At 71.6% G+C, this 15,237-nt stretch carries 13 protein-coding genes and 3 tRNA genes; 2 read left to right on the plus strand and 14 right to left on the minus strand.

Translation table 11 applies throughout. The annotated features are described in order from the left end of the window. Window positions 1–7: 7 nt before the first annotated feature. The 8 genes from VMJ70_07175 to VMJ70_07210 form a co-directional block, all read right to left on the minus strand. Window positions 8–105 (minus strand) — tRNA-Sec (locus tag VMJ70_07175). A gap of 71 nt (window positions 106–176) precedes the next feature. Then, window positions 177–1,217: a selenide, water dikinase SelD gene (gene selD / locus VMJ70_07180; GenBank protein ID HTO90898.1), complete on the minus strand. Its 1,041-nt coding sequence runs from the start codon at window positions 1,215–1,217 to the stop codon at window positions 177–179. Between the two features lie 55 nt (window positions 1,218–1,272). After that, window positions 1,273–1,674 carry a Rid family detoxifying hydrolase gene (locus VMJ70_07185; GenBank protein HTO90899.1) on the minus strand — a complete coding sequence of 134 codons (402 nt, stop codon included), beginning with the start codon at window positions 1,672–1,674 and terminating at the stop codon, window positions 1,273–1,275. Window positions 1,675–1,693: 19 nt separating this feature from the next. Beyond that, a complete protein-coding gene (glmS, locus tag VMJ70_07190; protein ID HTO90900.1) occupies window positions 1,694–3,526 on the minus strand; it encodes a glutamine--fructose-6-phosphate transaminase (isomerizing) in 1,833 nt (610 codons plus the stop codon). A 7-nt stretch (window positions 3,527–3,533) separates the two neighbouring features. Continuing rightward, complete coding sequence (gene glmM, locus VMJ70_07195; GenBank protein HTO90901.1) at window positions 3,534–4,898, minus strand: phosphoglucosamine mutase; 1,365 nt, start codon at window positions 4,896–4,898, stop codon at window positions 3,534–3,536. Between the two features lie 120 nt (window positions 4,899–5,018). Beyond that, window positions 5,019–5,094, minus strand: a tRNA-Thr gene (locus tag VMJ70_07200). 89 nt (window positions 5,095–5,183) lie between these two features. Then, window positions 5,184–5,259, minus strand: a tRNA-Phe gene (locus tag VMJ70_07205). A gap of 112 nt (window positions 5,260–5,371) precedes the next feature. Further along, window positions 5,372–7,216, minus strand: a complete 1,845-nt coding sequence (locus VMJ70_07210; GenBank protein HTO90902.1) for an ATP-binding protein — start codon at window positions 7,214–7,216, stop codon at window positions 5,372–5,374. Between the two features lie 238 nt (window positions 7,217–7,454). Between VMJ70_07210 and VMJ70_07215 the strand changes: the two genes are divergently transcribed. Together VMJ70_07215 and VMJ70_07220 are read left to right on the plus strand one after the other, a co-directional pair. Then, window positions 7,455–7,748, plus strand: coding sequence for a DUF3467 domain-containing protein (locus tag VMJ70_07215; protein HTO90903.1), 294 nt, complete (start codon window positions 7,455–7,457; stop codon window positions 7,746–7,748). 52 nt (window positions 7,749–7,800) lie between these two features. Next, on the plus strand, window positions 7,801–9,471 hold the full coding sequence (locus VMJ70_07220; GenBank protein HTO90904.1) for a 1,4-alpha-glucan branching protein domain-containing protein: 1,671 nt from the start codon (window positions 7,801–7,803) through the stop codon (window positions 9,469–9,471). Here VMJ70_07220 and VMJ70_07225 read toward each other — a convergent pair. The 6 genes from VMJ70_07225 to VMJ70_07250 are packed head-to-tail and all read right to left on the minus strand — an operon-like array spanning window position 9,468 to window position 15,236. Continuing rightward, complete coding sequence (locus VMJ70_07225; protein HTO90905.1) at window positions 9,468–9,890, minus strand: thioesterase family protein; 423 nt, start codon at window positions 9,888–9,890, stop codon at window positions 9,468–9,470. The genes VMJ70_07220 and VMJ70_07225 overlap by 4 nt on opposite strands. 21 nt (window positions 9,891–9,911) lie before the next feature. Continuing rightward, complete coding sequence (locus VMJ70_07230) at window positions 9,912–10,790, minus strand: lysophospholipid acyltransferase family protein (GenBank protein ID HTO90906.1); 879 nt, start codon at window positions 10,788–10,790, stop codon at window positions 9,912–9,914. Beyond that, window positions 10,787–11,704 carry a DNA-processing protein DprA gene (gene dprA, locus VMJ70_07235; protein HTO90907.1) on the minus strand — a complete coding sequence of 306 codons (918 nt, stop codon included), beginning with the start codon at window positions 11,702–11,704 and terminating at the stop codon, window positions 10,787–10,789. Before dprA ends, VMJ70_07230 begins: the two co-directional genes overlap by 4 nt. Next, window positions 11,688–12,350 (minus strand): HEAT repeat domain-containing protein, encoded by a 663-nt coding sequence (locus tag VMJ70_07240; GenBank protein ID HTO90908.1) that lies wholly within the window; start codon window positions 12,348–12,350, stop codon window positions 11,688–11,690. The genes dprA and VMJ70_07240 overlap by 17 nt, the downstream gene beginning before the upstream one ends. Then, window positions 12,350–13,345, minus strand: a complete 996-nt coding sequence (obgE, locus tag VMJ70_07245; GenBank protein ID HTO90909.1) for a GTPase ObgE — start codon at window positions 13,343–13,345, stop codon at window positions 12,350–12,352. The genes VMJ70_07240 and obgE overlap by 1 nt, the downstream gene beginning before the upstream one ends. Window positions 13,346–13,391: 46 nt before the next feature. Then, window positions 13,392–15,236, minus strand: a complete 1,845-nt coding sequence (locus VMJ70_07250; protein HTO90910.1) for an aconitase family protein — start codon at window positions 15,234–15,236, stop codon at window positions 13,392–13,394. Window position 15,237: the final 1 nt, after the last annotated feature.

Below are 15,237 nucleotides of genomic sequence, written 5' to 3' on the forward strand. Positions count from 1 at the left end.
CGAGAATTGGCGGGAACGCGTGGGAATCGAACCCACCTCGGGCGCTCTTAACGCCCAACCGCAGGATTTGAAGTCCCCGGAGTCCACCAGAACCCATTCGTTCCCGCATCTCACGGAAACCTAGCATCGCCCGCTTCGCCGCCGCCAGTCTCGCGCGGGCGCGTACGGCGCGCCGATCAGGGGCGCTCGAGGAGGATCGCGCGCGCGCCGCGATCGATCGCCGCGCCGATCTCCCGCGTCCACACCCGCCGCCGCCGAAGCGCGCGCGTCATCGCGCCCAGCCTTCGCTCCGGCACGGCCAGCAGCAGGCCGCCCGAAGTCTGCGGATCGTAGAGCGCGTCGAGCACGGCCGCGCTCACGCCGTCGCTCTCGACTCGCGGCCCGTAGAACTCGCGATTCTTGGCGAGCCCTCCGGGCGCCACGCCGGCGGCCGCGAACTCGAGTGCGCGCGGCAGGAACCAGCTCTCGCGCGGATGGAGCCGCAGCGTGACCTGGCTGGCGTCGGCGAGCTGGCTGGCGTGGCCGAGCAGCCCGTAGCCGGTGATGTCGGTGGCGGCGCGCGCGCCGAACTCCACGCCGGCTTCGGCGGCGGCGCGATTCAGGGTGGCCATGCTGCGCGTCAGCCGGCGAAGCGGTCCGGCCTCGAGCTTGCCCTGTTTGAGCGCGGTCGAGAGCACACCGGTTCCGAGCGGCTTGGTGAGCAGCAGCCGGTCGCCGGGCCGCGCGGCGGCGTTGGTCAGGAGGTGACGGCGCTGTACGACTCCGGTCACCGCGTAGCCGAATTTCAGCTCGGGATCGCGCACGGTGTGGCCGCCGAGAATGCTGGCGCCGGCCTCGCGCATCTTGTCCTGCCCGCCCTCGAGAATCGCCCGCACCACCTCGGAACCGACGCCGAAATCCGGCAGGCAGAGCAGCGCGAGCGCGGTGATCGGCCGGCCGCCCATCGCGTAAACGTCCGACAGGGCATTGGCCGCGGCGATCTGGCCGAAATCGTAGGGATCGTCGACCACCGGCGTGAAGAAGTCCGCGGTCTGCACCAGGGCTTCGCCCCGGCCCCAGGCGAAAACGCCGGCGTCATCGAGCGTGCTGTGATCCACCAGCACCCGCCGGTCACGCCGCGGATGCTTCAGCCCGCTCAAAGCTGAGCGCAGGTCCCCCGGACCCACTTTCGAGGCTCAACCGGCGCAGCTCACGAGCTGCGTGAGCAGCACCTCGATTCGTCGGCGTTCGGTCACTTCGACTTCCTGTCGGCCGGAGGGAAACGTTCGAGGACTAGAGATCCCGGCCCACCGCGACCGCCTCGATCTCCACTCGCGCGTTGCGCGGCAATCCCGCCACCGCCACGGTGGTGCGGGCGGGCGGCGAGTCGGAGAATTGTGCGCCGTAGGCCTGGTTCATGGCCTGGAAGTCGGCCATGTCGACCAGGAAGACCGTGGTCTTGACCACGTCGGCGAGCGACAGCCCCGCGCCGCGCAGCACCGCGGCGAGGTTCTTCATCACCTGGGTGGTCTGCGCCGCGACGTCGCCGGGCACCAGTTCGCCGGAGACGGGATCGAGCCCCACCTGGCCGGCGGTGTAAACGATCCGCTGGCCGCCGTGCAGGCGCACCACCTGCGCCTGACTGTAGGGACCGATCGCTCCGGGAGCATCCGCCACGCGAATCGCCGTCCTCACGCCGCCGCCTCGCCCGCGCTCACTCGACCGTCACGCTCTTGGCCAGGTTGCGGGGCTGATCCACGTCGCAGCCGCGCTGCACCGCCACCTCGTAAGCGAGGAGCTGGAGCGGAATCACCGACAGCAGCGGCTGGAGCATGGGCAGGGTCTGAGGCACGTACACCACGTGATCCGCACGCTCGGCCACTTCCTCGTCGCCCTCGGTGGCGATGGCGATGATCCGGCCGCGGCGCGCGCGAACCTCCGACATGTTGCTCATCACCTTGTCGTACGCGCTGTCGCGGGTGCAGATGAACACCACCGGCATGCTCTCGTCGATCAGGGCGATCGGCCCGTGCTTCATCTCGGCGGCCGGATAGCCCTCGGCGTGAATGTAGGAGATCTCCTTCAGCTTGAGCGCGCCCTCGAGGGCCACCGGGAAATTGTAGCCGCGCCCCAGATAGATGAAGTTGTTGTGAGCGTTGTAGGCGCGCGCGATGTCCTGAATCACCGAACGGCGCCTGAGAATCGCCTCGATCTTGGAGGGAATCGCGTCCAGCTCACGAGCCAGCTCGATGCCGGCCTCGCTCGACATTTCGCGCTGACGGCCGAACACCAGCGTGATCAGCGCCAGCACCGTCACCTGACTGGTGAAGGCCTTGGTGGACGCCACGCCGATCTCCGGGCCGGCGTGCAGGTAGACGCCGCCGTCCGATTCGCGGGCGATCGTCGAGCCCACCACGTTGACGATGCCGAGCGCGCGTGCGCCCTTGCGCTTGGCCTCGCGCATCGCCGCCAGGGTGTCGGCGGTCTCGCCCGATTGCGAGATCACCAGCACCAGCGTGCCGGGGCTCAGGATCGGATTGCGGTAGCGGAACTCCGAGGCGTACTCGACTTCCACCGGAATGCGCGCATGCTCCTCGATCATGTACTCGCCGATTAGGCCGGCGTGCCACGAGGTCCCACAGCCGAGGATGATGATGCGTTGCACCGCGAGCATCTCCTCGGGCGTCATGTTGAGCCCGCCGAGACGCGCCAGGCCTTCGTTCAGATCGAGGTGGCCGCGGAGCGAATTGCGCACCGACTCGGGCTGCTCGCAGATCTCCTTGAGCATGAAATGGTCGTAGCCGCCCTTCTCGATCTGGGCGAGGTCCCAGTCCACTTCGTGCACCGCCTTGTCGACCGGCTCGTGGGCGATGGTCGCGGTATGGAAGCCGTCGGGCGACAGCACTGCCATTTCGCCATCGTCGAGATACACCACCTGCCGGGTGTGCTCGACGATCGGCGCCACGTCGGAGGCGAGGAAATACTCGCCATCGGCAACCCCCACCACCAGCGGGCTGCCCTTGCGCGCGCCCACCACCGTGCCGGGCTCGCCGTCGTACATCACGGCAATGCCATAGGTGCCTTCGACCTGCCGCAGCGCTTCGCCGACCGAGCGCTCGAGATTGAGGCCGCGCTTGATGTACTTCTCGATCAGATGCGCGAGCACCTCGGTGTCGGTCTGGGTGCGGAAGCGATGCCCTTCGCTTTCGAGCGCCGACTTGATGACGCGGTAGTTCTCGATGATGCCGTTGTGCACCAGCGCCACGTGGCCGCCGCCGTCGGTGTGAGGATGAGCGTTGACGTCGTTGGGCTCGCCGTGCGTCGCCCAGCGCGTGTGCGCGATGCCGGCGGTGCCGGCGGGCGGATGAGCGCCGAGCCGGCGCTCGAGCTCGCGAATCTTGCCGGCCGCCTTGACCACCACGAGATGACCGTTCTCCTGAATCGCGACGCCGGCCGAATCGTACCCGCGGTATTCGAGACGCTTCAGCCCCTCGACCAGGATCGGCAGACAGGTGCGATGACCTACGTAGCCGACGATGCCGCACATGTGGGGATCAGACCTCCGCGCGCTGCGCCGTCAGGGCGCGCTGCGCCGTTTCGATGAGCTGTCGAGTCCGTTCGAGCTGTGGAGACTCCGCGATCACCCGCACCACCGGTTCGGTGCCCGAAGGCCGGACGTGGATCCATTCCTCGTTCCGGCTGAACCGGAGTCCATCTTCGGCATTCACCTCGTGAGAGGCGAACACCCTGCGCAGCCGTTCGGCCGCGCGCTCCCAGGGTTCCTCGCCCCGATCGAGCTTGGCCTTGACCATATGGCCGGCCGGCAGCTCGTCGGCCAGCTCGCGAAGGCTTCGCCCGCTCGCCGCCATCGCCTCGGCCACCAGGGCCGTGGCCACCAGCCCGTCGCGCCCGAAGTGCGCCTCGGGAAGAATCATCCCGCCGTTGCCTTCACCCCCTGCGACCGCGCCGACCTCTCGCATGCGGGCCACGACGTGCGCCTCGCCGACCGGAGTGCGGTGGAGCGGCACGCCCGCATCGCGACAGATCGATTCGAGCATACGGGAGGTGGAAAGGTTTGTCACCACCGGGCCGCGCTTTCGCTCCAGAACCACGCGGGTTCCGAGCGCGAGCGTGTACTCCTCGCCGAGTGGCGTTCCCGACCCATCCACCAGGGCCGCGCGATCGGCGTCGGGGTCGAGCGCGATGCCGAAGTCGGCGCCGCTCGTCCGGACGCGCTCCCCGAGCGCGCCGAGATGTTCGGGCAGCGGCTCGAGCTCGCGAGTGAACTCGCCGTTCGGCACGCAATCCAGCTCGGTGACGCTCGCACCCAGCTCGCGCAGCAGGCGCGGCACGGCCACGCCGCCGACGCTCGCGCAGCCGTCCACGACCACGCGCAGCTGGCGGCGGCGAATGCGCGCCACGTCGATGACGCCGAGGCTCAGAATGCGCTCGAGGTGCCAGTCGAGCGCGCCCGACTCGGAGCGCGCCGATCCCACCCGATCGCTCTTCACCCACAGCTCACGATCGGCCTCGAATCGGATCCGCACCGCGCGACCCGCCTCGGGGCCGAGGAACTCGCCGCGCGCGGAGAGGAACTTGAGCGCGTTCCAGGGCGCGGGATTGTGACTGGCGGTGAGGATGAGGCCGCCGGCGGCACCCAGGTGCTCGACCGCGACCTGAGTCGCGGGCGTGGTGGCGAGCCCGATGTCGACCAGATCGCGGCCGGCGGCCGTGACGCCGGCGGTGACGGCCGCTGCCAGCATCGGCCCCGAGCGCCTCGCGTCGCGCCCCATCACCACCGCGCCGCCGGGCAGTTCACGGGCGAACGCCGCGGCGAACCGCGCGATCACCGGCGGCGTGAGCGAGTCGCCGACGATGCCGCGCACTCCCGCGACCGAGATCATGAGCGGTGAGTTCATGCGCGGTACGTTACGCGAGCGGGTGCAGACCGACAACGCGAACCGTCGCTTCGGAGCAACCGATCTGCCCGATCAACGATCGAAGCCGCGAGCCCGGCGGGCCCGCGGCCTCGAGGAGAATGGAGCTGGTGACCGGAATCGAACCGGTGACCCCGTCATTACGAGTGACGTGCTCTACCAGCTGAGCTACACCAGCCCGGACAGCTTCTGCGTCCGCTCGCCGGCGGAGCAGATCCCTCGTCACGAGGCGATCGCTCCACCCGCCGAGTCTCAGCGACAAAATAATGGTGCGACCCCCCAGAATCGAACTGGGGACACCGTGATTTTCAGTCACGTGCTCTACCAACTGAGCTAGGGTCGCACCGAAACCGGCGTCGAGAGAAGTAGCACGCGGGCGGAATGGGCGTCAACGCGTTGCCGGCGGGTGAGATGCGGCCGCCGGGTTGGCCGAGCCCGGGGCGCCACGTTCGGCGTCAGGCCTCGACGCCCCGATGGCGGCGATCCCGCGCGCTTCCCCGCCGGTCGGGTCCGGCCTGTCGCCGGTCGCCATTCTCCAGGACCGGCAGCGTCAGCATGACGGTCGCGCCCCACTCGGAGTCCGAGCGCACCCGGATCTCGCCGCCGTGACGCCTCACGATCTGATCGGCGACGTGGAGCGCGGGGCCGCCGGGCGCACCTGCGGCCGGACGAAACGGCACGAACAGCGGCTCGATGAGACCGCCCGGCTCGCGCCGGGCGTCGTAGGAGATCTCGACCACGACGTGGTCGCGCGCCAGCCGCGATTCGACGCGCACGCGCCCGCCGACCGGCACCGCTTCCACCGCGTGCTCGAGCAGATTGGCCAGCACCTGCCGCATGCGGGGTGCGTCGAGCAGCAGGATCGGGGATTCGGGGTCGAGGCGCTTGAGCAGTCGCACCCGCCGGCGCACCAGTTGCTCTCCCACCCCCGGCAGCACCTCCTGAATCACGGCGTTGACGCTCTCGAGCTGGAGCGTACCGGGCTCGGCGGCGGCCAGTTCGAGCGGCTCGCCCAGCATCTTCTCGAGACGCTCGGTCTCGCGAATCACCACTTCGATGTACTCGCGATTGGGATCCGCTCCCGGCAGCTCGCGGTGCGCGCGCCGCGCGAACGCGCCGATCGAAGCCAGCGGATGTCGCGCCTCGCGCGCCAGCCTTCCGGCGATTTCCCCGAGGGTCGCGAGCCGCTCACGCCGGCGGAGCCGAGCCCGCGCCTCGGCCAGCTGCGCCTCCATCCGGCGGAGCGCGTCCCCGCATTCGGCCTGCTCGAGCAGCGCCCCGAGTCCCTCGGCCAGCGCCCGGATCAGCTCGTGATCGCTGCTGGCGAAGCGCGCATGGCGCGCGCCGGGAGTGTCGAACAGCGCCAGCACGCCGAGCGCGCGTTCGCGTCCCAGCACCGGCACGCAGGCGATCCGCGCGAATCGCCCGGCCGATTCAGCCGCCAGCCCGGAGTCCTCGAGCGGCTCGTCGAAATAGCGAGCCCGACCCTGATCGACCATCCGCTCCACCAGCGGATCGAGCGCGCGCGCCAGGCTCTCGCGCTCGGCCAGCGCCCCGGCGGTGAGTTCGAGACGCGGCGACCCGCCGGGAGTCGCGCGCCAGAAGGCGGCGCCTTCGGCGAGCGTGCCCTGGAGCGCGGCGTTGAGGCTCGAGCGAAGCGCATCGACCAGGTGCGGGCTCCCGAGCGCCAGGCGCGACTGCGCGATCAGCGCGGCGCGCTGGCGGGCGCCGCGACGCGCGGCCTCACGCGACTCGAGCTCGCGCGCGGCGACCTGCGCGACGCCGGCCAGCGACGCGAACGCCACCGGTTGCGGCTCGGCCTCGGACGCGCCGAGCGCCGCGACCAGCAACCAGGCCTCGGCGCCGATTCGGTAGTGGAACGCGCCGATGCGCTCCGCTCCCGACCAGGGCATGCGTTCCCCGCTCGCGCCGAATGCGGTGCCGCGATCGCGCCAGGCCGCCAGTGGCACGGCATCGAGCACCGCGAGCGGAATCGCGATTCGCTCGGAAGGCGCCTCTCGTGCGGGGTGCGCGCGCGCGCCGGCGAGTCGCTCCGCGGCGCCGGTGGCGTGCTCGACTTCGAAGGAGTCGGTGTCGTCGGTCAGCCGGAGCAGCCACGCACCCTGGGCGATCGGCGAACTCGAATGTGCGGCCAGGTCCGCCAGCCGCGCGCCCAGCTCGTCGGCATCGGCGCACTCGGCGAGCCGATCGAGCCAATCGAGCGCACGCGCCAGCTCGGGCGACCGCTCCACGGCCTCGATCGCTCCCGGCGGAGTGGGTCCGTCGAAGGAAGAATGCACGGGGGCCTTTCGAAAGGGGGAATCCGTCGCAGAGGGCCGCAACCCCCATGCCACGCGCGGCGGGATCTTCGCGCCCAGCTCTCGGGCCCCGAGACCGCGCCAATCGCGGCTCTAACTCGGCTTTGGGCTTGACGCTAGCGCGAGCCGACCCTACCGTGCCGGGCGTGCCGGTCCCCTTTCGGCGAGCGGGCGGAGGCCCCGCGGGCTCGCGCGGCTGGGTGAGAATGGGAGAAAGCCCGTGGAAAAGCCCCAACCGCAGATGCAGGTCGAGCTGAGCGAGCGCGAAGCCGAGGGCATCTATTCGAACGTGGTGTTCATCGCGCATTCGGCGTCCGAGGTCATCCTGGATTTCGCGCGCGCCCTGCCCGGCCTGCCCAAGGCCAAGGTCTATGCCCGCATCATCGTGACCCCACAGCACGCGAAGTCGCTGCTCATGGCGCTCGAACAGAACCTCAAGAACTACGAGACCCAGTTCGGCGCCATCAAGCTCCCCGGCGAACCGCGCACCAAGGAGATGGGCTTCAAGCCGTGACGGAGCGCCGGGCGGCCGCGCCGTGAGACGGCCCGGGAGATCGCTCCTGCTGGTGCTCCACAGCCACCTGCCCTGGGTACTGCACCACGGGCGCTGGCCACACGGCAGCGACTGGCTGTGCGAGGCGGTCGCCGAGAGCTATCTACCGCTGTGGCGAGTGTTGAGCGCGCGGGCCCGGCGTTCCCGCCCGGTCCGGGTGACGCTCAGCCTGAGCCCGGTGCTCTGCGAGCAGCTCGCCCACCCCGACTTCGCCGGCGAGTTCCGCGCCTACCTCGACATCAAGCATTCGGCCGCCCGCGAGGACCGGCTGCGCTTCGCCGCCGGGCGCCGCACCGAAGAAGCCGGACTCGCGCGGCGCTGGGAGAGGTTTTACCGCGCGACGCTCGAGGAGTTCTTCGGTCCGCACGGCACCAATCTGGTCGCTCGTTTTCGGCGACTCGAAGAGCAGGGCGCGATCGAGATCATCACCTCGGCCGCGACCCACGGCTATCTGCCGCTGCTCGGCACCGCGGCGTCCGTCGAGCGCCAGATCGGGATCGCGCGCGTCACCCATCGTCGCCATTTCGGGCGCGATCCGCGCGGCATGTGGATCCCCGAGTGCGCGTATCGCCCGGGAGGGCCGTGGCGCTCGCCGGTCGAGTCGGACCGCGACGAACCGTGGCGACCGGGCGTCGACGAACCGCTGGCAGGGAGCGGCTTCGAATATTTCTTCGTCGACGAACACCTGGTCGCCGGCGGCGAACCGATTGGCGTCGCGTCGGAATTCGCGACGGCGAGAGTGGGCCCGGCGAGTTTCGCGCGCACCGGATTCACTCCCTCGGGCGCCTTTCGGGTCGAGCCCTCGGGGCTCGCCTGCTTCGCCCGCGACCGTCGAACCGCCGAGCAAGTCTGGAGCCGCATCGGCGGCTATCCCGGCGATGCCGAATACCTCGAGTTCCACAAGCGGAACCATCCGGGGGGACTGCGATACTGGGCGGTGACCGACCCTCACTCGGATCTGGCCGGGAAGCGCCTCTATCGCCCGCGCGTGGCTCGCGACCGCGTGGCCGAACATGCCCGGCATCTGCTCGAGAGCCTGCGCCCCGGCCCGGATGACCACCGCGCCGACTCGCACTCCCCGGTGTGCGCGCTCTATGACACCGAGCTGTTTGGCCACTGGTGGTTCGAGGGTCCCGAGTTCCTCGGCGCCCTGCTCGATCGTGCGCCCGGCCAGGGGCTCACCCCCGAAACCGCCGGCCAGTTCCTCGACCGGAAGGGAACCCACGGCCGCGCGCGCCTGTTCGAGGGCTCGTGGGGAGAAGGCGGGGACCATCGGGTCTGGCTCCAGCCCTCGACACACGAAGCGTGGCGGTCGATCCACGATCTCGAGCGCCGCTTCGAGCGGCTCGCGATCGAGGTGGCGCGCGCCTCGTCGCCGCTGGCCGGACGCGCGATGGCGCAGGCGCTGCGCGAGCTGCTGCTGCTCGAGAGCTCGGACTGGACGTTCCTGATCACGCGCGGCACCGCCGCCGACTACGCCGAGGCCCGCTGGCGCGGGCACGCGCGCGACGCGGCCGAGCTGCTCAAGCTGGCCTCTCGCTCACACGCCGGAGCCCCCGTGACCGCCGTCGAGATGGAGCGCCTGGCGGCGTGCGAAGCCCGCGACTCGCTGTTCCAGGGCCTCGACTGGCGAGCCGGGCTTTCCCCGGCGTCCATCCTCGGCGAGGGGGTGCCCGCCGGCTAGACTCCGCTCCCGGCCTCGGCGCGCGGGGCCGCCTCGAGCAGCTTCTGCAGCGCCTCCGGCGGCCGGCCGGCACGACCCTCGCGGCCGAGAAAGCAGTGGAGCGTCGAGCCGTTAGCCAGCAGTTCGCCGTCGTTCTCCCGCACGATCCGGTAGCCGAACCGCACCGACGCGCGATGGAGCTCCGCCACACCGGTTTCGATCACCACGCGCTCGTCGTAGCGCGCCCCCTCGTGATAGCGGCAGTGCGCTTCCAGCACCGGGAGCAGCGTGCCACCCCGCTCGACGTCGCGGTAGGTCGTGCCCAGCGAGCGGAGCATCTCGGCGCGGCCGATCTCGAACCAGCGGAGATAGTTCGCGTAATAGACCCAGCCCATCTGATCGATGTCGGCGTAACGAACGCGCACTTCGAAACGATGCATCCGCCCTCCCGGTTCGGGTGGTCAGACCGCCAGCGGCGGTCGAGTCTTCCATCGGCGATGGAGCCAGAACCACATCGCCGGGTACCGTCGCACCCAGAATTCCAGCCGCTCGACGTGCCGGCGCGTGAGATCGAGCGCCGCATCCTCGCCGCGCGCGGGGTCGCCCAGCATCGGTGGCTCGACCTCGAGATCGAGCCGGCCGTCGTGCCGCCGGGTCGGGAACCCCATCACGATCGGCACGCGCGCCGCGAGCGCGATCCGGGCCGGCCCGAGCGTCGTGCTCGCCGGACGGCCGAGGAACGGGATGAAGCTGCCGTTCCGGCCGGCGTCCTGGTCGGCGACCAGCGCGATCCAGCGGCCCCGTCGCAAGGCTTCGAGGATGCGCCGAATCTCCGCCTCGGCCCGGAGCGTCCCCAGCCCGGCGTCGGCGCGAAGCCGCGCGATGCGCGCGTCGACCTCCTGATTGCGCTGCGTTCGCACCACCACGTCGACCGGATTGAGGCGCGCCAGACGCGCGGCCAGCAGCTCGAAACTGCTGAAGTGGCCGGTCATCAGGATCGCGCCCTTTCCGATCACGCCGTGCAGGTGCTCGATGCCGGGCGTCTCGCCCACCACCTCGACCTCGGGCGCCGAGGCGAGCCGGGGGAGTTGCGTGTACTCGAGAAACACCCGACCCAGCTCCCGATAGTGCTCGGCGAGGATCGCTTCGCGCTCCGGGTTCGAGCGTTCGGGAAACGACCGGGCGAGGTTGTCGCGCGCCACGCGCGCGCGAATCCCCGCCCACCCCACCAGCGAACCGAGCGCCGCCCCGAGTCGCCGGAGGCCGGGCGTCGGCAGTGGACGCGCGAACGCCGCGGCCGCATCCACGCCCAGCGCCTCGGCGCGATGACGCAGACTCACGCCCGGCCCCCGCGGCGCCAGCGCGCACCCGGTTCGCGGGTCGCGAGTCCCGCCCACTCGAGCTGAATCAGTTCGTTCAGCGTGCTCGCCACATCGAGCCCGGCGGCCGAAGCGCAACTCTCGACCGTGGTCGCGCGTACGGTGAGCGCCGCCAGCACCCGCTGCTGCGGCGATGCGCCGGTCGCGACCGGCGCCGGCGCCTGAATCGAGGCGCGGCGCCCCCGAACCGCCCGCGGCGCATCCTCTCCCAGCGCCGCCAGCACGTCGGCCGCGTCCTCGCACAGGCGCGCCCCGGCGCGAAGCAGCGCGTGACAGCCGCGCGAGGTCGGGCGGTCCACGTCGCCCGGCACCGCCAGCAGCGGGCGCCGCAATCGCCGCGCGAATTCCGCGGTGTGGAGCGCCCCGCTGCCCTCGGCCGCCTCCACCACCACCACCGCGCTCGCCAGCGCGGCGATCAGCCGGTTGCGCTCGATGAACGAACGGCGCCGAACGGGGAACCCGGCCTCGCGCTCGCTGATCAACGCCCCTTGAACCATGATCCGTCGGGCGAGCGCCTGGTGTTGGGGCGGCACGATCTCGTCGAGACTCCCGGGCAGCACGGCAAGGGTGACGCCGCCCGCCTCGAGCGCGCCCTCGTGCGCGGCGGCGTCGATGCCGCGCGCGAGCCCGCTCACCACCGGATGCGAGAGGCGCGCCAGATCGAAGCTCAGCCGTCGTGCGAACTCGCGACCATAGGGAGTCGCGGCACGCGCTCCGACGATGGCCACCGATGGGTTCGCAGGCGGCCACGCTCCCGCGACGAGCACGCGTTCGGGCGGGTCGCCGAGCGCGAGGAGTCGGGCGGGATATTCGGGATCGCCGCGCTCGATGCGGCGTTGCGCGAGAGGCGTCCGGAGCTCAGCGCGGCTCGCCACCGGGACTCCCGCCGGCGTGGGGCGAGCGATCCTTCGGAGGGCCGGTCAGCACTTCCCATTCGAGGCCTTCCTCGCTGGCGCGCACCACCGCGCTCTCGTCGTGGAGGGTGTCCGCCTCTTCGATCGACATGATCTCCTCGCGACGCAGCAGGCGCTGTATGCGCTCTCCGGCCGCGTGGTCCAGGCGTTGGAGCTCCTCGATCCTCTGGCGCTGGACCTCGGCAGGCAGGCGATGGATCGCGTGCGCGATTCGGCTCGCTCCACCCCTGCCGGCGATCGCGATCAACGCCTCGCGCGCCGATTGCGCCACCGTGGCGTTGGCGTCCTCCGCCAGGCGCACCAGCCCCGGCACCGCGGCGCGATGGCCCATGCGGCCGAGCACGCGCGCGGTGCTCGAGCGCGTGTACCACAGCCCGTCTTCGAGCAGCGGCAGCAGCACCGCGGCGCCGGCGTCGCCGAGGCGCAGGAACGCCTGCTCGGCCAGATCCCGCAGGTACCACGACTCGTCGCACAGGCATTCGACCAGCAGCGAGAGCGCCTCGTCATCGTGTCGCTGTTCGAGCCCGCGCACGTATTCGCGCTTGGCGGTGAGCCCGCGCGCATTGAGCACGTCGAGCGGGCGGTTCTGGGCCGAGCGATCGTCCATCACGACACGCCCTCTGCGGCCGGCGGCTGCACCAGCGCCCAGCAGGCCTCGAGCAGCTCCCTCAACCCCTCCCCGGCGTGGGCACTGATCAGCCGCGCATCCGGGAGTCCCGCACGCGCCGGAGCGCCGGCGCGCTCCGCCGGCGGCAGCAGGTCGGACTTGCTGAGCACCACCAGGCGCCGGCGCGATGCCAGCGCCGCGCTGTGACTGCGAAGCTCGTTCTCGAGCACCTCGAGGTCACGCATCGGATCGAGGCTGGTCACGTCGATCAGGAACACCAGCACGCGCGTGCGCTCGACATGGCGCAGGAAGCGATGGCCGAGGCCCTTGCCCAGATGCGCGCCCTCGATCAGCCCGGGCAGATCCGCGATCACCAGCTGGCGCTCCTCGTCGAGCGAGGCGATGCCGAGGTTCGGCTCGAGCGTGGTGAATGGAAAATCCGCGATGCGCGGGCGGGCGCGAGAGACGCGCGACAGCAGCGTGGACTTGCCGGCGTTGGGAAGTCCCACCAGGCCGACGTCGGCGATGAGCTTGAGCTCGAGCTCGAGCCGGCGCTGCTCGCCCGCCTCGCCGGGATCGGCGCGCCGTGGCGCCTGATGGGTGGAGGTGGCGAAGCGCGCGTTCCCTCGGCCGCCGCGCCCGCCGCGCGCGGCGACGAACGATTCCCCGGCCCTGACCAGATCCGCGAGCACCGTGCCGTCCTCGTCCTTGATCACCGTTCCCCGGGGCACGCGCACCACCAGATCCTCGCCGTCGCGGCCCGAGCGCTGGTTGCCGGAGCCCGCGCGGCCCGAAGTCGCACGGTATCGGGGGCGTTCGCGGCAGTCAAGAAGCGTGCGCACGTGCTCGTCGGCCTCGAAACGCACATCGCCACCCCGGCCGCCATCGCCCCCGTCGGGTCCGCCCTTCGGCACGTATTTCTCGCGCCGGAAGCTCACGCAGCCGTCACCGCCCTTGCCGGCGATCACCTCGACCCGCGCCTGATCGATCAGCATTTCGCCTCGTGCGCGACGTTCGCGCTCCGCGTCTCGTCCGGTCGGGTCACCAGGGTTCCCCTGCGCCCGGCCTTCCCCCGTCCCGAACCCATTTCCACTCGGTCTCGTCGTGCTCGGGCAGCACCACCAGCACGCAGGCGCGGGTGAGATTGCGCACCACGCGCGAACGCTCGAGCGCCACGAGATCGAGTCCGCCGACCAGCTCGAGCTCGTCACCACGCCGGATCTCGGCCAGGTCGGCGGCGCGCTCCGCGCGCATCGCCAGGATGCCGGCCTCCGCGCAGCGGCGCCGCGCGCCCGATTCCACGTCTTCGGCGAGCACCGCCCGCACTCCGAGCGCGCGAAGCGCGAGCAACCCGGCCTCGGCGCCCTCGAGCTCGCGCAGAGCGCCGCGCACGATCAACCATCCCGGCGCCCCGTTCGATCCGGGTTCGCGAATCGCTCCGGGAAGCACTTCGCGGACCAGTCTCGCCGGCTGATCGAGCCAGGCTCGAACACGCGGCCCGAGCGGCAGCAGGCGCGCGCCGTCCAGATCGTCCTCCCAGCGCGCCAGCGAAAGCCCGCGCAGCCAGGCCGCGGGCGCCGGCGCCGGGCGCGCCGGGCTCGCCCGCCAGGGGGAGGCGACCGGCAGCGAACCGGCCGGCTCGATCGCGGCGCCGTTCACGGCCGGCGCCGGCACGCTTCGGACACGACGCTGCGGTTCCTCGAGCGCGCCGGCACAGGCCGCCGCCACGCACACCTGAAGACCGGCGCTCCAATCCCCGGCGCGTTCCGGACAACTCCGCGGACTTCCGAAGCGGAGCGCGCGCCAGCCGCGACGCGCGACCGCGCGATCCGGCTCGTCGTCGGCAAGCCAGTGCGCTCCGGCGTCGGCCAGCGCCGCGGTGATGCCGAGGCGCTTCGCCGCCCGCGCGGTCCGCGCGTTCCCGCAACGAACCGTGAACCGCACGCTCGACGCGACGCGCTGGCCGTCCAACAGCTCCACCAGCCGCACCAGGTCCTCGAGCATGGCGTTCGCGCCGACGTGCACCTCGCCCACCGCCGCACCCGGCGCCCAGGCGATCGCGACCGGCCCAAACGGAGCGCCGTCGGGAATCGCGTGCGGCACCACCGAACCGAGGTCGAGCACCAGCGCCGCCACGTCCGGCGGCCCGGGATCGGTGCGTCGCCAGTCCGCTTCACGCCCGCGCGCGCGCAGGAACTCGCGCGTCCGCTCGTCGCTCGGAAACAGCACAGTGCGAGCGCCGGCCGCCGCCAGCGTCTCGGCCAGCAGCTTGCGATCCGAAACGGTCAGAGAATCGAGCGCCGAGTCCTCGATCTCGACATCGGCGCCCCGCCAGGCGTGGGGCCATCGCAGCAGCAACGTGGCCGCAACGTCCGCGCCCTCGCAGCGCGGCGAGAGTTCCCCGATCAGGCGCAGTCGGCGCACCGCGGGCGCCTCGCGCTCGAGAGGCTCGCCACACAGGACGCTGACCGCCTCGAGTTCGCCGAGGCGGCAGGCGATGGCTCCCAGCGCGCCAACGCCGGCGAGGCCCCGCACCGAGGCGAGCAGGCGCCCCGGAGCGGCGAGCGAATCCATCGCGACGCTCTCCACGTCGCCGCTCCTCGCCCGCAGCACGCGGGCGCCGCACTCGCGCGCCAGCGAGAGGAAGCGATCGGCTTCGGGATCGCCGCCGCTCCAACCGGGAAATCCGGCGCGATCCGCGGCCACGATCAGATCCACCGCGGGCGCCGCGGCGCCGACGCGCGCGAATCGCCCCAGCGCCAGCCGGCCGGCTTCCGCGTCGCCGAGCAGCGCATCGGGCCGCGCGAGCCAGCGGGCGCGGCCCACGCTCGCGCGCGCGCTCGAGCGCGGGGCATGTTCTTCGAGGATGGCGAGGATGCCGGGCACG

It is taken from the genome of Candidatus Sulfotelmatobacter sp. (assembly GCA_035498555.1).
Classification (GTDB): domain Bacteria; phylum Eisenbacteria; class RBG-16-71-46; order RBG-16-71-46; family RBG-16-71-46; genus DATKAB01.